Genomic DNA, 23,968 nt, shown 5'->3' on the forward strand with positions numbered 1-23,968 from the left:
GAGTCCCTCGCGCCGCGCTGCGGCGGAGACGGCGTCAGGCCGAGTGACCCGTGCTGCCCGTGTGACGGAGACGTCGTCGCGGACGGCTGTGACAGAAAATGACAGGCGAGGCTCGCGATCTCTTGTGAGCCCGCATCAACGGCGCCTGGTCGAGAACCTCTCTGACCAGGCGTCGTTCGTCTGTACGTCGCACGTTCGATCGCTTGTACTCCTGGAATGATCCAGAATCAGTCATACATGGGGAGATTCTCGGCACCTTGAGGTAGTGAGTGGAGCAAATCCGTTCCCAGAACGGTCAGTTGTGGTGCTGAATGGGAAGTGCGGGGATACGCAACGGCGCACGCCCGGCACGACGGGAGGGGTGTAGCGCCAACAGGCGGCTGAGAGGGGTTTGTTCGTGCATGCTTTCTCACACGGCACTTCATCGACACCGACCGCGATCGCGGTACCACCGGCGCTCTCTCTCCCGGTGATCGAGACGGCGTTTCCTCGTCAACTGCACCCGTATTGGCCCCGGCTCCAGGAGAAGACGAGGGCCTGGCTCCTCGAAAAGCGCCTCATGTCCCCGGACAAGGTCCAGGAATATGCCGACGGACTGTGCTACACGGACCTCATGGCGGGCTACTACATAGGCGCCCCCGAGGAGGTACTCCAGGCGATAGCGGACTACAGCGCGTGGTTCTTCGTCTGGGACGACCGGCACGACCGCGACATCGTCCACGGCCGCCCGGCCGCCTGGCGGAGGCTCCGCTTCCAGCTGCACGCGGCGCTCGACTCCCCCCGGGACCATCTGCACCACAAGGATCCCCTGGTCGCAGCGTTCGCGGACAGTATGGTCCGGCTCTACTCGTTCCTCAGCAAGCGGTGGAACGCGCGGTTCGCCGGCCACTTCCACGCCGTCATCGACGCGTACGACCGGGAATTCCACAACCGTACGTCCGGCACCGTGCCCACGGTCGAGGAGTACCTCGAACTCCGCCGGCTGACGTTCGCGCACTGGATCTGGACCGACCTCCTGGAGCCGAGCGCGGGATGCGAAATTCCGGCTCGCGTGCGGGAACACCCGGCATTTCGGCGGGCCGCACTGCTCAGTCAGGAATTCGCCGCCTGGTACAACGATCTCTGCTCGCTCCCCAAGGAGATAGCGGGCGACGAGGTCCATAATCTCGGAATCAGTCTCATTCAGCACGAGGGATTGACCATCGAGGAAGCCGTCACGGAAGTACGGCGCCGGGTCGAGGAATGCATCGACGAATTCCGGGCCGCTGAAAAGGAAGTCCTGCGGCTCGCGGAAACCCTCGCGGACGGCACCGCACAGGGCCGGGAATTGAGCTGTGCCGTAAAGGCGTGCCTCTCCAATATGCGGAACTGGTTCAGTTCCGTGTACTGGTTCCATCACGAGTCCGGCCGGTACATGGTCGACAACTGGGACGACCGCTCCACACCCCCGTACGTCAACAACGAAGCGGCAGGTGAGAAATGACCGTCGAGTCCGTACGGCCCACGACCCCCGAAGTGCCGGAGCTGTCCGTACCGCCCCTCGCGGGAGGTGGTGTTCCGGGTCTCGGTCACGGCTGGAACCTCGTACGCGATCCGCTGGGCTTCCTGACCCAGCTGCGCGACCACGGCGATCTGGTCCGGCTGAAGCTCGGTCCGAAAACGGTCTATGCCGTGACCTCGCCGGCCCTCGTCGGCACTCTGCTGACGAGCCCCGGATACCAGATCGGCGGCCCGCTCTGGGACACCCTGGACGTCCTGCTGGGCAAGGGGGTCGCGACCAGCAACGGCCAGCTGCACCGGCGGCAGCGGCAGACGATCCAGCCCGAGTTCCGGCTCGACGCCATCCCCAAGTACACGGCGGTGATGGTGGAGGAGGCGCAGGCCTTCGCGGAGCGCTGGAAGCCCGGCGACACGGTCGACGTCACGACGGAGGCGTTCCGCATCGGCGTCCGCGTCACGGCCCGCTGCTTCCTGCAGATCGGGCCCATCGACGAGCTGGCCGAACGGCTGAGCACGGCGCTGGCGACCGTGTTCGGCGGTATGTACCGGCGCATGATCCTCTCGTTCGGCCCGTTCTATCGGCTCCCCCTTCCGGCCCATCGTGAATTCGACCGCGCATTGGCCGAATTGCACCGCCTGGCCGACGAGGTCATCGCGGAGCGCCGGGCGTCGAAGGAGAAGCCGGACGATTTGCTCACGGCGCTGCTCGAGGCGAAGGACGAAAATGGTGAAACGGTCAACGATCAGGAGGTTCACGATCAGGTCATAGCGATACTCACACCGGGCAGCGAAACGGTGGGGTCCCAGTTGATGTGGATCTTGCAGTTGCTCGCGGAGCACCCGGAACACGCGACCCGGCTGAGCGAAGAGGTCAAATCCGTCATCGGGGACCGGCCGATCACATTCGGAGACCTCCGGAACCTGCGCCACACGAACAATGTCATCACGGAGGCGCTGCGTATACGCCCCGCCGTATGGATATTGACGCGGCAGGCGCTGGCCGAAACCGAACTCGGTGGCTACCGCATTCCGGCCGGTGCGGACATTGTCTACAGTCCGCTGGCGATCCAGCGTGATCCGCGGTCTTACGAGCGGAATCTGGAGTTCGATCCGGACCGCTGGCTCCCGGAACGCTCCAAGGACGTGCCGAAGTACGCGATGAGTCCGTTCAGTGTGGGCAACCGCAAGTGCCCGGCCGACCACTTCTCGATGGCCGAACTCGCCATCATCCTGGCGACCGTGGTGCCGAAGTGGCGTCTGGAGAACCTGCCGGAGACCGACCGCAACACCAGGGTCGGCATCACGCTCCGACCCCGGCGGCTGCTGCTGAGGGCCGTGCCGCGCTGACCCCGCGCGCTTACCGGCGCACGGTCAGGCAGCCTGCGGGCCCCTGAACGTGCGCCGGTACGCCTGCGGGGTCGTCCCCAGGCTCCGGACGAACTGATGGCGCAGCGCGGCCGCGTTGCCGAACCCGGTGCGGCCCGCGATCGCGTCCATCGTCTCGTCCGACGCCTCCAGCAACTCCTGGGCCCGCAGCACCCGTTGCCGCAGGATCCAGCGGTAGGGCGTGGTGCCGGTCTCCTGCTGGAAGCGGCGCGCGAAGGTGCGCGGGGACATGTGGGCGCGGTCGGCGAGCTGTTCCACGGTCACCTCCTCGTCGAGGTGGCGCTCCATCCAGACGAGCACCTCGCCGACCGTGTCGCACTGCGAGCGGGGCAGCGGCCGCTCGATGTACTGGGCCTGTCCGCCGTCGCGGTGCGGCGGTACGACCATGCGGCGCGCGATGGTGTTGGCGACCTCGGGACCCTGCTCCTTGCGGACGATGTGGAGGCAGGCGTCGATTCCGGCGGCGGTGCCCGCCGAGGTGATGACGGGGTCCTCGTCGACGTACAGGACGTCCCGTTCGACGATCGCCCGCGGATGCCGGCGGGCGAGCTCGTCGGCGTGCTGCCAGTGCGCCGAGCACCGCCGTCCGTCGAGGAGCCCGGCCGCGCCGAGCACGAAGACGCCCGAGCAGACGCTGAGCACCCGGGCCTCGCGGCGCACGGCCCGGCGCAGGGCGTCGAGCAGCTCGGGCGGATAGCCGCGCCCGGCGTTGTCGCGCGCGGCCGGCACCACGACCAGGTCGGCCTCTTCGAGCCGGTCGAGGCCGTAGGGAGTGGAGACGGTGAACCCGGCGACATGGGTAGCGAGGGTCGGCCCCTCGGCCGAGGCCACCGCGAAGTCGTACACGGGCAGGCCCTCGTCGCTGCGGTCGAGGCCGAACACCTCGCAGACGACGCCGAGTTCGAAGGGATGCACTCCGTCGAGGAGAACCGCGGCCACGTTTTTCAGCATGCTGTCAGTGTGCCTCGGATGTGGCAGGAATTCGAGGGCCTACGGCAGTCCTGCCACTGACCCCGAGGGCCGATCGGCGCGACAGTGGTGTTCATGCAGACACTCATGAACACCACAGCCGCCCTGCTGACCGTCCTCGGGATCTTCGTGGTCCTGGCTCTCCCCGCGCTGCTCGGACTGCGCCGCGAAGCGCGGATCGACCGGGAGCTGAGGGCCGCCCAGGAGGGTCAGAACTCCTCGTCGAAGCCGACCGAGCCCTCCACCGCCACCTGGTACGCCGAGGGACGCCGCTCGAAGAAGTTGGTGAGCTCCTGAACCCCCTGGAGCTCCATGAAGGAGAAGGGGTTCTCGGAGCCGTACACCGGCGCGAAGCCGAGACGCGTCAGGCGCTGGTCCGCGACGCACTCCAGGTACTGGCGCATCGAGTCGGTGTTCATCCCCGGGAGGCCGTCACCGCACAGGTCGCGCGCGAACTGCAGCTCGGCCTCGACGGCCTCCCGCAGCATGTCGGTGACCTCCTCCTGAAGCCGGTCGTCGAAGAGTTCCGGCTCCTCCTTGCGGACGGTGTCGACGACCTCGAACGCGAAGGACATGTGCATCGTCTCGTCACGGAACACCCAGTTGGTGCCGGTCGCGAGGCCGTGCAGCAGACCCCGGCTGCGGAACCAGTAGACGTACGCGAAGGCGCCGTAGAAGAAGAGCCCCTCGATGCACGCGGCGAAGCAGATGAGGTTCAGCAGGAAGCGGCGCCGGTCGGCCTTGGTCTCGAGGCTGTCCAGCTTCTCCACCTCGTTGATCCACTTGAAGCAGAACTCGGCCTTCTCGCGGATGGACGGGATGTTCTCGACGGCGTCGAAGGCCGCCGCCCGGTCCTCGGGGTCGGGCAGATAGGTGTCGAGCAGCGTCAGATAGAACTGGACGTGCACGGCCTCCTCGAACAGCTGGCGCGAGAGATACAGCCGCGCCTCGGGCGAGTTGATGTGCTTGTAGAGCGTCAGCACCAGGTTGTTCGCCACGATCGAGTCGCCCGTCGCGAAGAACGCGACCAGCCGGCCGATCATGTGCTGCTCGCCCTGCGACAGCTTCGCCAGGTCGGCGACGTCCGAGTGGAGGTCGACCTCCTCGACGGTCCAGGTGTTCTTGATCGCGTCCCGGTAGCGCTCGTAGAAGTCCGGGTAGCGCATCGGACGCAGGGTCAGCTCGAAGCCCGGGTCGAGCAGGTTCTTGGTTTCGCTGGACATTACTGGCAGGCCTCGCAGGACTCGGGGTTCTCAAGGGAGCAGGCGACGGCGTCGGGGTCGGCGGCCTGCTGGACGGGGATGGTCTTCTCGGGCTGGGCCTGCGCCTGGGCGGCACGGGCGATCCGGGTCGCCGGGCGCGAGCGCAGGTAGTACGTCGTCTTCAGGCCCGACTTCCAGGCGTACGCGTACATCGAGGAGAGCTTGCCGATGGTCGGCGTCTCCAGGAACAGGTTCAGCGACTGGGCCTGGTCCAGGAACGGGGTGCGGGCGGCGGCCATGTCGATCAGGCCGCGCTGCGGGATCTCCCACGCCGTGCGGTAGAGGTCGCGGACGTCCTGCGGCACCCAGGTGAAACCCTGCACCGAGCCGCCCGACTCGCGCAGCGCCTCCCGGGTCTGCGCGTCCCACACGCCGAGCTTCTTCAGCTCGTCCACCAGGTAGGAGTTGACCTGGAGGAACTCGCCGGACAGCGTCTCGCGCTTGAACAGGTTGGAGACCTGCGGCTCGATGCACTCGTAGACGCCCGCGATGGAGGCGATGGTCGCGGTCGGTGCGATGGCGAGGAGCAGCGAGTTGCGCAGGCCCACCGCGGCGATGCGTTCCCGCAGGGCCGCCCAGCGCTCCGGCCAGTTCAGCTCGACGTCGAAGTGGTCGGGGTGCAGGACACCGCGGGCGGTACGGGTCTTCTCCCAGGCGGGCAGCGGGCCGTTGCGCTCGGCGAGGTCGGCGGAGGCCTCGTACGCGGCGAGCATCACGCGCTCGGCGATCCGGGTGGAGAGCGCACGGGCGGCGGGCGAGTCGAAGGGCAGCCGCAGCTTGAAGAAGACGTCCTGCAGACCCATCGCGCCGAGGCCCACCGGCCGCCACTTGGCGTTGGAACGGCCCGCCTGCTCGGTCGGGTAGAAGTTGATGTCGACGACCCGGTCGAGGAAGGTCACCGCGGTGCGCACGGTCGCGTCCAGCCGCTCCCAGTCGATGTCGCCGTCGACCACGAAGGCGCCCAGGTTGACCGACCCGAGGTTGCAGACGGCCGTCTCCCCGTCGTCCGTGACCTCCAGGATCTCGGTGCACAGGTTCGAGGAGTGCACGGTGTGGCCCGGCTCCGCGGTCTGGTTGGCCGTGCGGTTGGCGGCGTCCTTGAAGGTCATCCAGCCGTTGCCGGTCTGCGCGAGGGTGCGCATCATGCGGCCGTACAGATCGCGGGCCGGGATGGTCTTCTTGGCGAGCCCGGCTTCCTCCGCCCTGCGGTACGCGGCGTCGAACTCGTCGCCCCACAGGTCGACCAGCTCGGGCACGTCGGCGGGGGAGAAGAGCGACCAGACGCCGTTCGTGTCGACCCGGCGCATGAACTCGTCCGGGATCCAGTGCGCGAGGTTCAGGTTGTGCGTACGGCGGGCGTCCTCACCGGTGTTGTCGCGCAGCTCCAGGAACTCCTCGATGTCGGAGTGCCAGGTCTCCAGGTACACCGCGGCCGCGCCCTTGCGCCGGCCGCCCTGGTTCACCGCGGCCACCGAGGCGTCGAGGGTCTTCAGGAACGGGACGATGCCGTTGGAGTGCCCGTTCGTGCCGCGGATCAGCGAACCCCGGGAGCGGATCCGGGAGTACGACAGGCCGATGCCGCCGGCGTGCTTCGAGAGCCGGGCCACCTGGTGGTAGCGGTCGTAGATGGAGTCCAGCTCGTCCAGCGGGGAGTCGAGGAGGTAGCAGGACGACATCTGCGGGTGCCGCGTACCGGAGTTGAAGAGCGTGGGGGAGGACGGCAGATAGTCCAGGCGGCTCATCAGGGCGTAGAGAGCGGCGACTTCGTCGAGCGCGCGGGGCGTCTCGTCCTCGGCGAGACCGCTCGCCACCCGCAGCATGAAGTGCTGGGGCGTCTCGATGACCTGCCGGGTGATCGGATGCCGGAGCAGATAGCGGCTGTGCAGCGTACGCAGCCCGAAGTAGCCGAAGCGGTCGTCGCCTTCGAGGTCGATCAGCGCGTCCAGACGGGCCGCGTGCAGGCGTACGAACGCGGCCGTACGGTCGGCGATCAGACCCTCGCGGTGGCCCGTGGTGATGGACCCGGAGAACGACGTGACGCCCTGCGAGGCGGCCTCGGCGGCGATGCTGATCGTCAGCAGCCGGGCGGCCAGCCGCGAGTAGACGGGATCCTCGGAGATGAGTCCGGCGGCCGCCTCGGTGGCCAGCTCGCGCAGCTCCGCCTCATCGGCGCGGGCGGACCGGCCGCGCAGCGCGGCGGCTGCGACCCGGCCGGGGTCGGCGCCGGGGAGGTCGGCGGTGAGGCGGGTCAGGGTCCGCAGCAGTGCGGCACCCGGACCGTCCGTCTCCTCCGACGTCGCGGACGGTGTCGCGGTGGCCGGATCGGCTGGCGCGATGGTCACGTGGGGCTCTCCCTCGCTCGGCACGGGGCCTTGCGGAGGGCAGCGGAACACGCGACACCTTGCCGGTACGCGTGCGTCCACCGGCCCATTCCACGAGGCCCGGACGTCGTCGGCGCCCGGGCCGGCCGGCCGGGGCGCGCTGTCGGCAGGTCCTCGGACTGACCGAGCGCGCATACACGCACAAGTACACCGTTGCGGGACAGTTCCGGATTCACACCGGATTCCCCTGCGACGACAGCGAGCACGAGCATACATCTTGTGCCGGGCTGCGGTGGCACCCCCACATCTTGTGTCGCGCCGTTCGCAGAGCGTGTCAGAGCGTCAACTCATAGGTGAGCAGCAGGATGTCGTCGAGGTCCGGGATCGGGTTCCAGTCGCGCGCGGGACAGCGCGTGAAGCCGAGCCGTTCGTAGAGGCGGTGGGCGGCGTGCATGGTCCGCTGGGTGGAGAGCACGACGCGGACGCAGCCCTCGACTTCGCGTGCGCGGTCGACGCACGCGTGGACGAGGGCCGCGCCCGCGCCGCGCTCCCGGGCCTCCCGCGATACGGCGAGCATCCGCACCTCCGCCTCGCCCGGCCGCGCGATGTCGGCCATCGGCCCGCCGGCCGGCACGAAGGTCACTCCGCCGAGCACCCGGGCGCCCTCGACGGCGACGAGCACATCGGCCGCCGCCGCCCGCTTCGCCACGTCCCGCAGCTCCCCGAGGTACGCGTCGCTCTCCCCGAAATCGAGCAGACCGTCGCCCAGGTAGGCCTGGGCGGTGAGTTCCCCGACGGCTGTGTACTCCTCGGGCCGCGCCCGCCTGATGACGATGTCCATGCCGGGGAGTGTGCCGGACGGGCACGACGACGGGCCGCCGAATTTCTCTCGGCGGCCCGTCGAGGGGTACGAGAACCACGGACCGCTCTCGGGTACGAGAGCGGCGGCCCGTCGTCAGGTACGGGGGCCGGATCAGTGGGCCGTGCCCGCGGTGGCAGGCGGCAGTTCGACCTGCACACCCGTGTCGCCCGCGTCCGCCGTGTAGTCCTCCGGAGACGTCTCGTCGATGCCGTCCGGCGCCTTGAAGGCCCGCAGGGCGAAGGTGAGGACGACGGTCACCACGACGTTCATGACGAACGCCGTCAGACCGATGTAACCGATCTCGCCGAGGCCGGGGATCTCCTTCGAGCTGCCGCCGAAGTGCTTCTGCGTCGGCGACGCGACACCGTACGCGGCGAGCGTGCCGTACACCATGCCGACCGCCCAGCCCGCGAGGAGCGCCCAGCGGTGGAACCAGCGGGTGAACAGGCCGCCGACCAGGGCCGGGAAGGTCTGCAGGATCCAGATGCCGCCCAGCAGCTGGAAGTTGATCGCGACGGTCTTGTCCATGGTGAGGACGAAGACCAGCGCGCCCACCTTCACCAGCAGCGAGACCAGCTTGGAGACCTGGGTCTCCTGCTTCGGCGTCGCGTCCGGCTTGATGAAGTCCTTGTAGATGTTGCGGGTGAAGAGATTCGCGGCCGCGATCGACATGATGGCCGCCGGCACCAGCGCGCCGATGCCGATGGCCGCGAAGGCCACCCCCGCGAACCAGTCCGGGAACATGTTCTCGAACAGCTGCGGAATCGCCAGCTGCCCGTTGTCCACCTTCACCCCGGCCGCGATCGCCATGAACCCGAGCAGGCCCAGCAGGCCCAGCATCAGGGAGTACAGCGGCAGGATCGTGCTGTTGCGCCGGATCACCTCACGGCTGCGCGAGGACAGCGTCGCGGTGATCGAGTGCGGGTACATGAACAGCGCGAGGGCCGAGCCGAGCGCCAGCGTGGCGTAGGTCCACTGGCCGGCCTCGGCGGGCACCACTCCGCCCGCACCCGCCGTCGTGAACTTGTCGTTCGCCGCCTTGAAGATGTCGTCGAACCCGCCGAGCTTGATCGGGATGTAGATGATGGCCACCGCGATCACGATGTAGATCAGGGTGTCCTTCACGAACGCGATCAGCGCGGGGGCGCGCAGACCCGACGAGTACGTGTACGCGGCCAGCACGCCGAAGGCGATGAGCAGCGGCAGGTCCTTCACGAACCAGTTCGTGTTCTCGCCGCCGCCGACGCCCATCACGTCGAGGACCGCCTGGATGCCGACCAGCTGGAGCGCGATGTACGGCATCGTGGCGAGGATGCCGGTCACGGCCACCGCGAGCGACAGCCCCTTGGAGCCGAAGCGCCCGCGCACGAAGTCCGACGTGGTCACATAGCCGTGCTTGTGTGACACCGACCACAGCCGCGGCAGGAAGGTGAAGATCAGCGGGTAGATGAGGATGGTGTACGGCACCGCGAAGAAGCCGGCCGCGCCCGCCGCGTAGATGGCCGCGGGTACGGCGACGAAGGTGTACGCCGTGTAGAGGTCGCCGCCGAGCAGGAACCAGGTGACCCAGGTGCCGAACGACCGTCCGCCCAGGCCCCATTCGTCGAGCGTGTGCTCGTTGTCGGCCCGGCGCCAGCGCGCGGCCACGAAACCCAGGGCCGTGACGGCCAGGAAGAAGAAGATGAAGACGCCGAGGGCGACTCCGTTCACGCCGTCGTTCACTTCGACGCACCCCCGCCCTGCGACGTGCGGGCGCGCTGGTCACGCTGCCACAGCTTGTACGCGGTCATCGTCAGCGCCGTGGAGATGATCACCCACAGCATCTGGTACCAGTAGAAGAACGGGATGCCGATGAAGGTGGGATCGATCTTGGCGTACGAGCCGACCCACAGCATCGCCACGAACGGCGCCACGAGACAGAGGGCGATGACCACCCGCGCGGGGGTCACCACCGCTCTGTTCACTTCTGACTCTTCGGACATCTCGTGACTCCGTCCACTCTCTGATCACCTGTGTAACGCGCAGGCAATCTAGGCGACGGTGTCGGCCAAACGGAACCCCTGTCCGCATATCGGTCTTCGTGTCGTCAGCAGCAGCGGAACCCCTGCCGGGGATCGGCCTCCTGACGGGCCGTCCGTATCCGCTCGAAGTCGCGCCGCGACGGCACGGACGCGTCGGGGTGGTCCTTGCGGACGTGGATGACATAGCGGTCGTACGCGGACTCGTCCGTCAGTTCCCGTACGTACCAGCGCAGTCCGCGTCCGGCGCGGCTAATCGCGTGCAGCGCCGACCGCATCGCGCTCCGCCTCCTCCGCCTTCTCCGCCCTGGTCGGGATCAGCCCCGCCGGGGCCACGATCTTCGACTCCACGTACGGCGCCTCGCTCAGGGAGGAGAGCGCCGGGCGCCGCACGTGCCGGACGCAGACCCGGGCCGCGTCCAGGATCACGATCACGATGAGCAGGGCGAGGACCGCCGAGAGGACGCCGTCGACCGTCGAGTTGGTGACGACGGTGTGCATGTCGTCCATCGTCTTGGCGGGCGGCAGGACCTTGCCCGCGTCGATGCCGTCCTGGTACACGCTGCGCTGCTGGAAGAAGCCCACGCGCGGGTCGCTGGAGAACACCTTCTGCCAGCTGGCCGTGAGCGTCACCGTGGCGTCCCAGGCGAGCGGGATCCCGGTGATCCAGGCCCACTTGAGGCGCCCGGACTTGACCAGCAGGGTCGTGCAGATGGCGAGCGCCACCGCAGCGAGCAGCTGGTTGGCGATGCCGAAGATCGGGAAGAGCTGGTTGATCCCGCCGAGCGGTTCGTGGACGCCCACCCACAGGAAGTAGCCCCACAGGCCCGTCACCAGCGCACTGGTGATGACCAGACCCGGCTTCCAGCTCACGTTCCTGAAGGGCCGGTAGACGTTGCCCAGCATGTCCTGGAGCATGAACCGGCCCACGCGCGTGCCCGCGTCCAGCGCGGTCAGGATGAACAGCGCCTCGAACATGATGGCGAAGTGGTACCAGAACGCCCGCAGGCCTCCTCCGGTCACCTTGGAGAAGATCTCCGAGACGCCGATGGCGAGCGTGGGCGCGCCGCCCGTCCTGGAGAGCAGGGTCTGCTCCTCGACGCCCCGGGCCGCGGCGGCCAGGTCCTCGGGCGAGATGACGTACCCCATGTGCCCGACCGCCGCCGAGGCGGACTGCACGGTGGTCCCGATGACTCCCGCGGGGGCGTTCATCGCGAAGTACAGGCCCGGGTCGATGATGCAGGCCGCGACCAGCGCCATCACGGCGACCGACGACTCCATCAGCATGGAGCCGTAGCCGATCATCCGGATCTGCGTCTCCTTCTGGATCATTTTCGGCGTCGTGCCGCTGGAGATGAGCGCGTGGAATCCGGACAGCGCGCCGCACGCGATGGTGATGAAGACGAAGGGGAAGAGCGAGCCGGCGAAGACCGGGCCGTTGCCGTGCGAGGCGAAGTCGGTGACCGGGTCCATCCTCAGCGTCGGCAGCGCGACGACCACACCGAGCGCGAGCAGGGCGATCGTGCCGATCTTCATGAAGGTGGAGAGGTAGTCGCGCGGCGCGAGCAGCATCCACACGGGCAGGATGGAGGCCACGAAGCCGTACACCACCAGCCACACGACCAGCGTGGCGGGCGCGAGGGTGAAGGTGCCGGCCCACGAGGACTCGGCGACCCACCGCCCGGCGACCAGCGCGAGCAGCAGCAGGGCGACCCCGATGAGCGAGACCTCGCTGACCCGGCCCGGCCGCAGGACCCGCAGATAGAAGCCCATCAGCAGGGCGATCGGAATGGTCATCGCGATGGAGAAGGTGCCCCACGGCGACTGCGCCAGCGCGTTCACGATCACCAGGGCGAGCACACCGAGCAGAATGATCATGATGGCGAAGGCGGCGACCAGCGCGGCGGCGCCGCCGAACGGGCCGATCTCCTCGCGGGCCATCTGGCCGAGCGAGCGCCCGTCCCGGCGGGTGGAGAAGAAGAGCACCACCATGTCCTGGACCGCGCCCGCGAAGATCACCCCGACGATGATCCAGATCGTGCCGGGCAAGTAGCCCATCTGCGCGGCCAGTACGGGCCCCACCAGCGGGCCCGCGCCGGCGATCGCCGCGAAGTGGTGGCCGAGCAGCACCCGCCGGTCGGTCGGATGGAAGTCCATGCCGTTGTTCAGCCGCTCCGCCGGGGTCGCCCGGGTCCTGTCGACCCGGAGCACCTTGTACGCGATGAACTTCGCGTAGAAGCGGTAGGCGAGGGCGTACGAGCCGAGGGCGGCGGCGACCATCCAGGCCGCCGAGACGTCCTCGCCCCGCGAGAGCGCCAGCACGGACCAGCCCGCGGCGCCCACCAGTGCGACGAGGGTCCAGCTGACGACGGTCCGGGGCGTTGCCTTGCGAGGGGCTGCCGGCTCAGGGGCTGCCGGCTCAGGGCTTTGCGTGCGCACGGGGCGTCCTCCCGTCCATGGGTGACGGGAGGACCGTAGAACAGTAAAGGGAGCTGCGCTACACCACGTGCAGTACCTCAAGTGGATTGATTGCAGGGGCGCGTGGCCGAGCGCTGCCGGGTGCTCTAGTCCGTGGGCCGCTTGAGCCGGGCCACGAACTTGTACCGGTCGCCCCGGTACACCGACCGCACCCACTCGACCGGCTGGCCGTCCTTGTCCAGTGAGTGCCGGGAGAGCATCAGCATGGGCAGGCCCACGTCGGTGCCGAGCAGGCCGGCCTCGCGCGGGGTGGCCAGCGAGGTCTCGATGGTCTCCTCGGCCTCGGCGAGATGGACGTCGTAGACCTCGGCGAGCGCGGTGTAGAGGGAGGTGTACTTGACGAGCGATCTGCGCAGGGCGGGGAACCGCTTCGCGGACAGGTGGGTCGTCTCGATCGCCATCGGCTCGCCGCTCGCCAGGCGCAGCCGCTCGATCCGCAGGACCCGGCCGCCGGCCGTGATGTCGAGCAGGTCGGCGAGGGTCTCGTCGGCGGTGATGTAGCCGATGTCCAGGAGCTGCGAGGTGGGTTCGAGGCCCTGGGCGCGCATGTCCTCGGTGTACGAGGTGAGTTGCAGCGCCTGCGAGACCTTCGGCTTGGCGACGAACGTGCCCTTGCCCTGGATGCGTTCGAGGCGGCCCTCGACGACCAGCTCCTGCAGGGCCTGGCGCACGGTCGTGCGGGAGGTGTCGAACTCCGCGGCGAGTGTGCGCTCGGGCGGCACCGGCGTGCCGGGCGTCTGCGTCTCCGTCATGTCGAGCAGATGCTTCTTCAGGCGGTAGTACTTGGGCACGCGCGCGGTACGGATGGGGGCCCCACCCTCGTTCTCCGCACTGCTGACGTCGGTGCTCATGCTCTGCCTTCCCGGCTCCGGGTGCCGAAGCGACCGACCTACCCGATCGGCCACGGCTCACATCGTGGCACGGCTTCGCGTACGAGTGTCCTCCCGCACGCTCCGTGATCCCCTCTATATACCGTTGGGGTTCCCGTTGGTCTAGTCCATCGCCCCGAGCCGCGGCCATCGGCGGCGCGAACGGATCCGCCGGCCCTTCCGGAACGACCCTGTCCGTTCTGCCGGTTGCGCAATGAAAGGTCCCTGCATATGTCGGTCCCGTAACGGACGACGGAAGCGACTTATTCAGCCTTGACACCCCCCTAGGTCTAGGCCAAGCTCCCCCCTACTGGTCTACACCATTGGTCCAGGTCCCAGCCCCACGGGCAGTACTCGTATAGGTCACCGCGGTGGGCAGGGGGGTTTATGGCATCCCTGAGGAGGGTGGCGTGAAGCGCAAACTCATAGCCGCGATCGGTATCGCGGGCATGATGGTTTCCATCGCGGCGTGCGGGGACAGTGACGACAAGTCCGGGAGCGGCGGCGCGGGGGCGGACGCCAAGGAGCTCACGGTCTGGCTGACGGTGGACGCGCAGAACAACTGGCCCGAGCTGGTCAAGGCAGCCGACGCCACGGTGAAGAAGGCGCACCCCGGCATCAAGATCAACCACGAGTACTACGGCTGGCCGGACAAGAACGCCAAGCTCGACGCCGTCCTCGCCACCGACAAGGCGCCGGACGTGGTCGAGATGGGCAACACCGAGATGCTCGGCTACATGGTCAAGGGCGCCTTCGCGCCCCTCGAGACGTCGAAGTTCGACAACTCGGACCAGTGGCTCGACGGCCTCAAGGCCTCGGTCACCTACGAGGACAAGACCTACGGCGTGCCGTACTACGCCGGTGGCCGCGTCGGCAACTGGCGCAAGGACGTGGCCGCTTCGGCCGGCGTCAAGTCCACGCCGAAGACGTACGAGGAGCTCACCTCCGACCTGGACAAGATCCAGAAGAAGGAGGGCAGCAAGTTCAGCGCCTGGTACCAGCCGACGCGTGACTGGTACGCCGCGATGTCCTTCGTCTACGACGCCGGCGGCTCCATCGCCAAGCAGGACGGCGACACCTGGAAGGCGAACCTGTCCTCCCCCGAGTCCATCAAGGGACTCAAGGAGTACAAGAACGTCATCGACAAGTACATGCACGGTGACAAGACCAAGGACGAGTCCGACCGTTACATCGTCTACGGCCAGGGCAAGTCCGGCATGATCTTCGGTGCCGCCTGGGAGGGCGCCACCGCCGAGGACCCGAAGAACGACAAGACCGGCAAGCTCAAGGGCAACCTCGAGAACTTCGTGGTCCCCGGCCCCTCCGGCAAGAACCTCCCCGTCTTCCTCGGCGGTTCCGACCTCGCCGTCCCGGTGAAGTCCAAGGCGCAGGGCGTCGCCAGCGAGTGGATCAACGCCCTCACCGGCGCCAAGGGCCAGAAGGGCCTGATCGCCAAGGGCAACCTGCCCAACAACAAGACCGACCTCGCGACGCTGAAGAGCGACCCGAAGACCGAGGTCCCCGCCACCGCGGCCGAGAGCAACTGGTTCGTCCCGATGGCGCCGGGCTGGGGCCAGGTCGAGAAGGCCCAGGTCCTGCAGACCATGCTGCAGAACATCGGCACCGGCAAGAAGTCGGTCGAGGCAGCCGCCAAGGACGCGGACACCGCGATCGACAAGGTCATCAACACCAAGTGACCTGAGGCAGGGCCCCGTTGTCGGCGGGGCCCTGCTTTCCGTACGACCTGGCCGGGAGCGGGCGGCTCGCTTCCCCCGCGACCTGGTCGGCGACGGGGGCCCGTCTCCCGTGCGACCTGGCCGGGGACGGGGGACCCGCTTCCCGTACGACCTGAGGGACCGCTGAGGAGCGCGCGGATGAGTGCCGCTGATACGACCACTGCCAAAGTGCCGCCGACGCGGCAGTCACCACCACCGACCGCCGCCCCCGAACGGCCACGCAGAAAGCGGACCTTCAGCGGGGCAGCCGTCCCCTGGGCGCTGCTCGCCCCCTGCCTGCTGATCCTCGCGCTGGTCCTCGGCTATCCGATGGTCCGGCTCGTCACCCTCTCCTTCCAGAAGTTCGGGCAGTCCCAGCTCTGGGGCTTCCAGCCGGCCGAGTCGGTCGGCTTCGACAACTTCACCAACATCCTCGGGGACAGCGAGTTCTGGGCGGTCGTCCTTCGCACCGTCCTCTTCGCCGGCTCTGCCGTCATCTTCACGATGGTCAGCGGCATGATGATCGCGCTGCTCCTCCAGCGCGTCTCCGGCTGGGTGAAGATGCTCATCAACATCGCGCTGGTGGCCAGCTGGGGCATGCCGATCATCGTGGCCACCACGGTCTTCAAGTGGCTCTTCGACTCGGACTACGGCGTCTTCAACGCGCTGCTCAGCAAGCTGCCGGGCGTCGACATGGTCGGCCACAACTGGTTCGCCAGCGGTGCCCAGGGCCTGAGCGTCATCATGCTGCTCGTGGTCTGGGGGGCGGTGCCGTTCGTCGTCATCACGCTCAGCGCCGGACTGACGCAGGTGCCCAAGGAGTTGGAGGAGGCGGCGCGGCTCGACGGCGCCGGCGCCTGGGGCGTGTTCCGCTACGTCACGCTGCCCATCCTGAAGCCGATCATCGTGATGCTCACGACGCTCTCCGTCATCTGGGACATGGGTGTCTTCCCGCAGGTCTTCGTGATGCGCGGCGGCCACCCCGAGGCCGAGTTCCAGCTGCTGACCACGTACTCGTACGACCGCGCGTTCGTGGTCAACGACTACTCGCAGGGGTCGGCGATCGCCCTGCTCACCGTGCTCCTGCTGATGGGCGTGGTCGCCGTCTACATGCGCCAGATGCTCAAGATCGGAGAGGTCGAGTGACCACGACTACGGCTCCGGCCGCCGCCCGCAAGGGTCCCGCCGCCTCCCGCAAGGCCCCCGCCGTCTCCCGGCCCCGGAAGTCCAAGTTCGGCTGGAACGTGCTCGGCCTGCTGGTCTTCGTCACCGCCGGCTTCCCGGTCTACTGGATGCTCAACACGGCGTTCAAGCCCGCCAAGGACGCCATCGACTCCGACCCGAGCATGCTGCCCACGGCGCTCACCCTCGACAACTTCAGCCGGGCGCTGGACATCGCCGACTTCTGGGGCCCCGTCGGCCGCAGCGTGATCGTCTCGCTCTCGGTGGTCCTGATCGGCATCCTGGTCGGCATGCTGGCCGCGCTCGCCATCTCCCGATTCGCCTTCCGCGGGCGGAAGATCGTCATCGTCGGCATCCTCGCCGTCCAGATGGTCCCGCTCGTCGCCATGATCATCCCGGTCTTCCTGCTGCTGAACGACCTCGGCCAGTACGACAAGCTCACCGGCCTGATCATCACCTACCTCACCTTCATCCTCCCCTTCACGGTGTGGACGCTGCGCGGCTTCATCGTCAACATCCCGAAGGAGCTGGAGGAAGCGGCGATGGTCGACGGCTGCTCCCGCGCCGGCGCCTTCATGCGCGTGGTCTTCCCGCTGCTCGCCCCCGGCATGGTCGCGACCTCGGTCTACGCCTTCATCCAGGCCTGGAACGAGTACCTCTACGCCCTGATGCTGATGAGCCAGAAGAACCAGACGGCCACCGTCTGGCTCGGCAACTTCACCACCAAGCACGGCACCGAGTACGCCCCGATGATGGCCGGTTCCACGATGATGGCCGTGCCGGTCGTCGTCCTCTTCCTCCTCGTCCAGCGCAAGATGGCCGCGGGTCTGACCGCGGGCGCCGTGAAGGGATAACGCCACCCGATGACGACACTCGCCAGTGGTACCGACACGCTCACGCGCGACGCGCTAGCCGTCCTTCAGCCCGGCTTCACCGGCACCAGTGCGCCCGACTGGCTGCTGCGCCGGCTCGGCGAGGGACTGGCGTCGGTCGGCCTCTTCGGCCGGAACATCGCCTCGCCCGAGCAACTCGCCGCTCTGACCGCCCAGTTGCGCACCGAACGTGACGACGTGCTCGTCGCGATCGACGAGGAGGGCGGCGACGTCACCCGGCTCGAGGTGCGCACCGGATCCTCCTACCCCGGCAACCACGCGCTCGGCGCGGTGGACGACGTGGCGCTGACGACGGAGGTGGCCGCCTCGCTCGGCCGCCGCCTCGCCGCCTGCGGCGTCAACCTCAACTGGGCGCCGTCCGCCGACGTGAACTCCAACGCCTCCAATCCGGTCATCGGCGTACGCTCCTTCGGCTCCGAAACCGACCTGGTGGCCCGGCACACCGCTGCCTACGTCACCGGCCTGCAGTCCGCGGGTGTCGCGGCCTGCACCAAGCATTTCCCCGGGCACGGCGACACCGCCGTCGACTCGCACCACGCGCTGCCGCGCATCGACGCCGACCTGTCGGTGCTGTCGGCCCGTGAACTCGTCCCGTTCCGGGCCGCGATCGCCGCGGGCACCCGGGCCGTGATGAGCGCGCACATCCTGGTCCCGGCGCTGGATCCCGACCACCCGGCCACGCTCTCCCGCCGCATCCTGACGGGTCTGCTCCGCGAAGAGCTGGGCTACGACGGCCTCATCGTCACCGACGGCATGGAGATGCAGGCCATCGCCGCGACGTACGGCATCGAACGCGGCAGCGTCCTCGCCATCGCGGCCGGCGCCGACGCGATCTGCGTGGGCGGGGGACTGGCGGACGACGACACGGTACGACGGCTGCGCGACGCCCTCGTGGCGGCCGTCCGCGCCGGAGAACTCCCCGAGGAGCGCCTCGCGGACGCGGCGGCCCGGGTCCGGGCACTGGCGCGGTGGACGGCTTCCGGGACTGCGGCTGCGACTGCGGGGGGTGCGGGGTCCTCGGCCGACGGGGGGTCGGTGGGCTCTGCGGTTTCCGTGGGGTCCGCGACGGCCGGCGGTAACGGCACCGGGCGCCCGGGGGGCGCGCCCGGCGCCGGCACTGGCGGCGGCCCGGACAGCGCTGTCGAGGTGGGACTCGTCGCCGCCCGGCGCGCGCTCACCGTCACGCACTCCGACACGTACGCCCCGCTCAGCGACGCGCCCTACGTCGCCGCGCTCACCCCGGTCGCCAACATCGCCGTCGGGGACGAGACCCCGTGGGGTGTCGCGGCCGAGCTGTCACGGCTGCTGCCCGGCACCGAGACCGGCAGCTTCACCGGCGAGAACGCGGCCGCCGCCGCCCTCGCCGCCGCGGGCCGCCGCCGCGTGGTCGCCGTCGTCCGCGACGAACACCGCCACCCCTGGATGGCCGCGGCCCTCGACACCCTCCTCGCCGCCCGCCCCGACACGATCGTCGTCGAAATGGGCATCCCCCAGGCACCGCCGCGGGGAGCCCTGCACATCGCGACCCACGGCGCGGCCCGCGTATGCGGTCGCGCGGCGGCGGAGGTCATCGCGGGGAACTGACGATCGGGTGGGGGTGTGTACGGCGGTGCGGGAACGCGTGCCTGCTGATCGGGCATAGGTAGGCGCCGGAGGGTGGGGGTGTGTACGGCGGTGTTGGAAGGCGTGCCTGCTGATCGGGCATAGGTAGGCGCCGGCGGGTGGGGGTGTGTACGGCGGTGTTGGAAGGCGTGCCTGCTGATCGGGCATAGGTAGGCGCCGGCGGGTGGGGGTGTGTACGGCGGTGCCGGAAGGCGTGCCTGCTGATCGGGCACAGGTAGGCGCCGGCGGGTGGGGGCGTGTACGGCGGTGCCGGAAGGCGCCCGCTCTCGGACATACGTAGGCGCAGGCGGGCGGGGGTGCGAACGCCGGTGCCGGAACGCGGCGCCCGCCCATCGGACACACGAAGGCGCCGGAGCCCCAGCAGGGGCCCCGGCGCCTTCGTACAGGTCGGGTCGGGGGCTCGTTAAATCCCCTGCCAGTCCGGCTTGTTGGCGAACGTGTGCCGGAAGTAGTCCGCCAGCTTCAGCTTGGAGGCCGCCGCCTCGTCCACGACGACGGTGGCGTGCCGGTGGAGCTGGAGCGCCGAGGCGGGGCACACCGCGGCGACCGGCCCCTCCACGGTCGCCGCTACGGCGTCCGCCTTGCCCTCACCCGTCGCGAGCAGCACCAGATGCCGCGCCTCCAGGATCGTGCCGATGCCCTGTGTGATGACGTGGTGCGGGACCTGCTCGATGTCACCGTCGAAGAAGCGCGCGTTGTCGACCCGGGTCTGCTCGGTCAGCGTCTTGATCCGGGTCCGCGAGGCGAGCGAGGAGCACGGCTCGTTGAAGCCGATGTGGCCGTCCGTCCCGATGCCGAGGAGCTGGAGGTCGACCCCGCCGGCCGAGGCCAGCGCCTTGTCGTACGCCTCGCACGCGGCCTGCACGTCCTCGGCGGTGCCGTCCGGCCCCGTGAACGCGTCCATGCCCAGCCCCAGCGGCTCGAGCACCTCCCGCCGCAGCACCGACCGGTACGACTCCGGGTGCTCGGCCGGCAGCCCCACGTACTCGTCGAGCTGAGCGATCCGCGCACGCGAGACGTCCACCGCACCGGCGCTCGCCTTGGCCGCCAGCGCCTGGTAGATGGGCAGCGGGGTCGAGCCCGTGGCCACGCCGAGCAGGGCGCCGGGCTTGCGCCGGAGCAGCTCCGCCATGGCCTCGGCGATGAGCTCGCCGCCCGCCTTGGCGTCCGGGACGATGACAACTTCCACGCTGGGCCTGCCGATCTGGAGAGGGGACTCAACTGGAACCCGATGGGGGACACATGTGGTATAGACCAATCTAGCAGAGCCCCGCCGCTCGGTCGCGCCCAACGCCACACAACTCACCGGCCCTGACCCCCGCCGCCCCGAGGGCCCCGGTGTCCATCGCTCGGCGGGTCTCACCTTCCCGGTTTCCCCCCGCGAAGGTGACGCAGACCCGCTGAACGCCCAGGGCCCCTGGGCGGACCTACACCAGCGAGCCCCCCGTCGCGTCCAGCCAGGCTCCGGTGACCCAGCGCCCCGCGTCCGAGGCGAGGAAGGCGACCACGTCCGCGACGTCCGCCGGGGTCCCGACCCGGCCCAGGGCGGACCGCGCCGCGGCGGCCGCCCACGCCTCGTCGCTGGTGCGCAGCCAGGCGGCGTTGACGTCGGTGTCGATGATGCCGGGCGCCACCGAGTTCACCGTGATGCCGCGGGGGCCGAGCACCTTGGACAGGTCCCGGGTGAAGACGTCGAGGGCCCCCTTGGCCATCGCGTACGCCATGAGATCCGGCATCGCCGCGGTGCGGGCGAGGCCCGAGGATATGTTGATCACCCGTCCGCCGTCCCGCAGGCGGCCGGTGGCGTGCTTGACGATGAAGTGCGGCGCCTTCACGTTCACCGCGAAGACCCGGTCGTACTCCGCCTCGCCGATCTCGGCGAACGGCTTCGACGTGCCGATCCCGGCGTTGTTCACCAGGATGTCCAGTCCCTCCGCCTCCCGGTCGAAGGCCTCCCACAGGGCCTGCGCGTCTCCCGGCACGCCCAGCTCCGCCCGCAGGGCGAACGCCGACCCGCCCGCCGTCTCGATCGCGGCGACCGTCTCCTTCGCCGCCGCCTCATTGCTCCCGTAGTGCACGGCCACGCGCGCGCCGTCCCGTCCGAGCCGCTCGGCGATGCCCCGCCCGATACCCCTGCCGCCGCCCGTGACGAGTGCCGTCCTGCCGGTGAGCACGCCCATACCGGCGCCCCCCTTCGCATTTGTCTAGTGGTCGCTACAGAAAAAAACCGTACTACAGCCCACCGACATTTCTCTAGCACCCGCTATAAAATCCACCCCATGGTGAGCAGGCGATGAGCAGGCAGCAGGGCACCGGAGAGGTGACCGGCACGCGGACCCGGCCGGCGGACGCGGCGGCGAAGGCCCCGGCCAAGCAGCGGGGCCGCCCCCGCTCCTTCGACCGCGAGACCGCCCTGGAAAAGGCGGTCCTCGCGTTCTGGGAGCACGGCTACGAGGCGACCTCCGTCTCCGACCTCACCCGCGTCATGGGGATCGGCGCGCCGAGCCTGTATGCGGCGTTCGGCGACAAGCGGTCGCTCTTCGAGGAGGTCGTGCGCGCCTACGGCACGACGTACGGAGCCTTCGGCGACCGTGCCCTCGCCGAGGAGCCCACCGCCCGCGCCGCGGTCGAGCGAATGCTCCGCGAGGCCGCGGCGGAGTACACCGATCCGGCCCACCCGCACGGCTGCCTGGTCGTCCACGCGGCCACCAACTGCACATCGCCCGAGGTGGAGCGTTCGCTGCGCGAACAGCGCAATGCCAACATCGCGGCCCTGGAGAGCCGTATCAGGGCGGGGATCGCGGCCGGCGAGCTCCCCGCGGACACTGATGCGGCCGCCCTGGCCCGGCACACCGGAGCGATGATCCAGGGCATGTCGCAGCAGGCGCGCGACGGCGCGACCAGGGCGGAGCTGGAGGCCCTCGCGGAACTGGCCACGGCAATCTGGCCGCGCTCCTGAGATCCGGCCCCACGCGCGTGCCGAAGCGGGCTACTCTGCGTATGGGCCGACGGCGGATGTTGCATAAAGAGACAACAACAAACATCCGCCAACGCATGGACAGCGGCTCATGGACGCAGGAGCATGGTCTAGTCCACAATGCTTGGGTAAAGCGTGCCGGCCTGAATCGCGGCATGTGCACGAAAAGCCTCCGTCTTCCCCGCACAGGAAGACGGACCGAGGAACCGGCGCTCTCTGCCCTGACTGCTCCGGCTCCTCTCCTTCGGCCGATCGGGACCGCACACCCCGTGGCCGTTGTTGCTCCGGGCTGCGGTGCCGGGAGGGTTGAGGGTCCCTCCCAGGCGCCGCGGCCCGCGGGTGTCTCCGGGCCCGGGCGCAGGCCGTCTTCGGGGCCCGTGCGCAGACCGTTTTTCGGGGCCTGTCACAGCCGCCGGGTACGCTCGCACACGTGCCCTCCATGAACGACCTCGTCCGCCAGCACACAGCCCTCGGTGACTCCGACCTCGAGTGGTTGCATCTGCTGGTCTCGGAGTGGCAGCTGCTCTCCGACCTCTCCTTCGCCGACCTCGTCCTGTGGGTCCCCACGCGCGACGGCACCCGGTATGTGTCCGTCGCCCAGATGCGGCCCAACACCGGCCCGACGTCGTATCAGGACGACATGGTCGGCCACCTCGTCCCACGCGGCCGCCGCCCCATGCTGGACGCCGCCCTGGACGAGGGCCGGATCGTCCGCGAGGGCGACCCCGAATGGCGCGAGGAGGTCCCGGTCCGGGTCGAGTCCATTCCGGTACGGCGGGAGGGGCGCGTCCTCGGTGTCATCGCGCGCAACACCAACCTCCTCACCGTGCGGACCCCGAGCCGGCTGGAGCTGACGTACCTCCAGAGCGCCTCCGACCTCGCCCAGATGATCGCCGCGGGCTCCTTCCCGTTCCCGAACCAGCAGGTCGACATGGACGCCTCGCCGCGCGTGGGCGACGGCCTGATCCGGCTGGACGCGGACGGCATCGTCCAGTACGCGTCTCCGAACGCCCTCTCCGCGTACCACCGGCTGGGCCTGGCCGCCGACCTGGTGGGTCACCACCTCGGCGTGACGAGTGCCGAACTCGCCCCGTCCCGGGGTCCGGTGGACGAGGCGCTGGCCAAGGTCGCGAGCGGCTGGGCGCCCCGCGAGTTCGAGATCGAGAGCGTCGACGGGGTGATCCAGCTGCGCGCGATCCCGCTCAAGCCCAAGGGCACCCGCGTCGGTTCACTCGTCCTGCTGCGTGACGTGACGGAACTGCGCCGCCGCGAGCGCGAGTTGATCACCAAGGACGCGACCATCCGGGAGATCCACCACCGGGTGAAGAACAACCTCCAGACGGTCGCCGCACTGCTCCGCCTCCAGGCCCGTCGCATCGACTCGGACAAGGGCCGCGAGGCCCTGGAGGAAGCCGTGCGCCGGGTCGGTTCGATCGCGATCGTGCACGAGACGCTCTCCCAGAACCTGGACGAGCGCGTGGAGTTCGACGAGATCGCCGACCGGGTGCTCGCCATGGTCGCGGAGATCTCGCCCGGCAAGGTCACCGGCCGGCGCACCGGCCGCTTCGGAATCCTGGACGCCGAGGTCGCCACCCCGCTCTCCATGGTCCTCACCGAAATCCTGCAGAACGCGCTGGAGCACGGCTTCCGGGAGGGCGAGCGGGGCACGGTCGAGGTCTCGGCCGTCCGCGGTGGCACCAGCAAGGAGTCCCGTCTCCTGGTCACCGTCCAGGACGACGGCATCGGTCTGCCCGAGGGCTTCGATCCGCACCGCTCGGGCAACCTCGGCCTGCAGATCGTACGGACGCTGGTGGAAGGCGAGTTGGGCGGAACGTTCGACATGGTCCCCGCCCCGGGGCGCGGCACGCAGGTGATCCTGGACATCCCGGTGCGGGTCCCCAAGTAATCCGACA

General features: G+C 69.2%; 20 protein-coding genes and 1 riboswitch. Of the genes, 9 read left to right on the forward strand and 11 right to left on the reverse strand.

Annotated elements, in window-relative coordinates:
- The first annotated feature begins 397 nt into the window (after positions 1-397).
- Both cyc1 and ACFVYF_RS20915 read left to right on the forward strand, forming a co-directional pair.
- Positions 398-1,483 carry an epi-isozizaene synthase gene (cyc1, locus tag ACFVYF_RS20910; protein WP_389457340.1) on the forward strand — a complete coding sequence of 362 codons (1,086 nt, stop codon included), beginning with the start codon at positions 398-400 and terminating at the stop codon, positions 1,481-1,483.
- Positions 1,480-2,847 (forward strand): cytochrome P450, encoded by a 1,368-nt coding sequence (locus tag ACFVYF_RS20915; protein WP_389457342.1) that lies wholly within the window; start codon positions 1,480-1,482, stop codon positions 2,845-2,847. Before cyc1 ends, ACFVYF_RS20915 begins: the two co-directional genes overlap by 4 nt.
- Positions 2,848-2,871: 24 nt before the next feature.
- Here ACFVYF_RS20915 and ACFVYF_RS20920 read toward each other — a convergent pair whose 3' ends face one another.
- Positions 2,872-3,837: a helix-turn-helix domain-containing protein gene (locus tag ACFVYF_RS20920; RefSeq protein WP_389457345.1), complete on the reverse strand. Its 966-nt coding sequence runs from the start codon at positions 3,835-3,837 to the stop codon at positions 2,872-2,874.
- A 93-nt stretch (positions 3,838-3,930) separates the two neighbouring features.
- On the opposite strand from ACFVYF_RS20920, the gene ACFVYF_RS20925 reads away from it, so the two are divergent.
- Positions 3,931-4,152: a hypothetical protein gene (locus ACFVYF_RS20925; RefSeq protein ID WP_389457346.1), complete on the forward strand. Its 222-nt coding sequence runs from the start codon at positions 3,931-3,933 to the stop codon at positions 4,150-4,152.
- Here ACFVYF_RS20925 and ACFVYF_RS20930 read toward each other — a convergent pair.
- From ACFVYF_RS20930 to ACFVYF_RS20965, 8 genes are all read right to left on the reverse strand, one after another.
- A complete protein-coding gene (locus ACFVYF_RS20930) occupies positions 4,065-5,078 on the reverse strand; it encodes a ribonucleotide-diphosphate reductase subunit beta (RefSeq protein WP_389457348.1) in 1,014 nt (337 codons plus the stop codon). The two genes, ACFVYF_RS20925 and ACFVYF_RS20930, sit on opposite strands and share 88 nt — an antisense overlap.
- Entirely contained in the window at positions 5,078-7,459 is a 2,382-nt protein-coding gene (locus ACFVYF_RS20935) for a ribonucleoside-diphosphate reductase subunit alpha (protein ID WP_389457350.1), read from the reverse strand. Before ACFVYF_RS20935 ends, ACFVYF_RS20930 begins: the two co-directional genes overlap by 1 nt.
- Before the next feature lie 126 nt (positions 7,460-7,585).
- A riboswitch (cobalamin riboswitch) is annotated at positions 7,586-7,727 on the reverse strand.
- Between the two features lie 45 nt (positions 7,728-7,772).
- Positions 7,773-8,279 (reverse strand): GNAT family N-acetyltransferase, encoded by a 507-nt coding sequence (locus ACFVYF_RS20940; protein WP_389457352.1) that lies wholly within the window; start codon positions 8,277-8,279, stop codon positions 7,773-7,775.
- A gap of 132 nt (positions 8,280-8,411) precedes the next feature.
- Positions 8,412-10,022, reverse strand: coding sequence for a monocarboxylate uptake permease MctP (mctP, locus tag ACFVYF_RS20945; protein WP_389457353.1), 1,611 nt, complete (start codon positions 10,020-10,022; stop codon positions 8,412-8,414).
- Positions 10,019-10,282 (reverse strand): DUF3311 domain-containing protein, encoded by a 264-nt coding sequence (locus ACFVYF_RS20950; protein ID WP_389457355.1) that lies wholly within the window; start codon positions 10,280-10,282, stop codon positions 10,019-10,021. The genes mctP and ACFVYF_RS20950 overlap by 4 nt, the downstream gene beginning before the upstream one ends.
- 104 nt (positions 10,283-10,386) lie before the next feature.
- Positions 10,387-10,596: a YbdD/YjiX family protein gene (locus tag ACFVYF_RS20955; protein WP_389457357.1), complete on the reverse strand. Its 210-nt coding sequence runs from the start codon at positions 10,594-10,596 to the stop codon at positions 10,387-10,389.
- Positions 10,571-12,757, reverse strand: a complete 2,187-nt coding sequence (locus ACFVYF_RS20960; protein ID WP_389457359.1) for a carbon starvation CstA family protein — start codon at positions 12,755-12,757, stop codon at positions 10,571-10,573. Before ACFVYF_RS20960 ends, ACFVYF_RS20955 begins: the two co-directional genes overlap by 26 nt.
- Positions 12,758-12,882: 125 nt before the next feature.
- Positions 12,883-13,647, reverse strand: a complete 765-nt coding sequence (locus ACFVYF_RS20965) for a GntR family transcriptional regulator (protein ID WP_389457360.1) — start codon at positions 13,645-13,647, stop codon at positions 12,883-12,885.
- A 428-nt stretch (positions 13,648-14,075) separates the two neighbouring features.
- Here ACFVYF_RS20965 and ACFVYF_RS20970 point away from each other — a divergent pair, with 428 nt between their 5' ends.
- The 4 genes from ACFVYF_RS20970 (at position 14,076) to ACFVYF_RS20985 (ending at position 19,039) form a co-directional block, all read left to right on the forward strand.
- A complete protein-coding gene (locus ACFVYF_RS20970; protein ID WP_389457362.1) occupies positions 14,076-15,362 on the forward strand; it encodes an extracellular solute-binding protein in 1,287 nt (428 codons plus the stop codon).
- A gap of 177 nt (positions 15,363-15,539) precedes the next feature.
- Positions 15,540-16,526: a carbohydrate ABC transporter permease gene (locus ACFVYF_RS20975; RefSeq protein ID WP_389457363.1), complete on the forward strand. Its 987-nt coding sequence runs from the start codon at positions 15,540-15,542 to the stop codon at positions 16,524-16,526.
- Positions 16,527-16,624: 98 nt separating this feature from the next.
- A complete protein-coding gene (locus tag ACFVYF_RS20980) occupies positions 16,625-17,416 on the forward strand; it encodes a carbohydrate ABC transporter permease (protein WP_389457688.1) in 792 nt (263 codons plus the stop codon).
- Between the two features lie 9 nt (positions 17,417-17,425).
- Entirely contained in the window at positions 17,426-19,039 is a 1,614-nt protein-coding gene (locus ACFVYF_RS20985; RefSeq protein ID WP_389457365.1) for a glycoside hydrolase family 3 protein, read from the forward strand.
- Between the two features lie 442 nt (positions 19,040-19,481).
- Here ACFVYF_RS20985 and nagB read toward each other — a convergent pair whose 3' ends face one another.
- Together nagB and ACFVYF_RS20995 are read right to left on the reverse strand one after the other, a co-directional pair.
- Complete coding sequence (gene nagB, locus ACFVYF_RS20990) at positions 19,482-20,267, reverse strand: glucosamine-6-phosphate deaminase (RefSeq protein WP_389457366.1); 786 nt, start codon at positions 20,265-20,267, stop codon at positions 19,482-19,484.
- Between the two features lie 238 nt (positions 20,268-20,505).
- Positions 20,506-21,258, reverse strand: coding sequence for an SDR family oxidoreductase (locus ACFVYF_RS20995; protein WP_389457368.1), 753 nt, complete (start codon positions 21,256-21,258; stop codon positions 20,506-20,508).
- A 113-nt stretch (positions 21,259-21,371) separates the two neighbouring features.
- Here ACFVYF_RS20995 and ACFVYF_RS21000 point away from each other — a divergent pair, with 113 nt between their 5' ends.
- Complete coding sequence (locus tag ACFVYF_RS21000; RefSeq protein ID WP_389457369.1) at positions 21,372-22,037, forward strand: TetR/AcrR family transcriptional regulator; 666 nt, start codon at positions 21,372-21,374, stop codon at positions 22,035-22,037.
- A gap of 457 nt (positions 22,038-22,494) precedes the next feature.
- Positions 22,495-23,961 (forward strand): sensor histidine kinase, encoded by a 1,467-nt coding sequence (locus ACFVYF_RS21005; protein WP_389457690.1) that lies wholly within the window; start codon positions 22,495-22,497, stop codon positions 23,959-23,961.
- Positions 23,962-23,968: the final 7 nt, after the last annotated feature.

This window comes from Streptomyces sp. NPDC058274 (genome assembly GCF_042881375.1).
Lineage (GTDB): Bacteria > Actinomycetota > Actinomycetes > Streptomycetales > Streptomycetaceae > Streptomyces.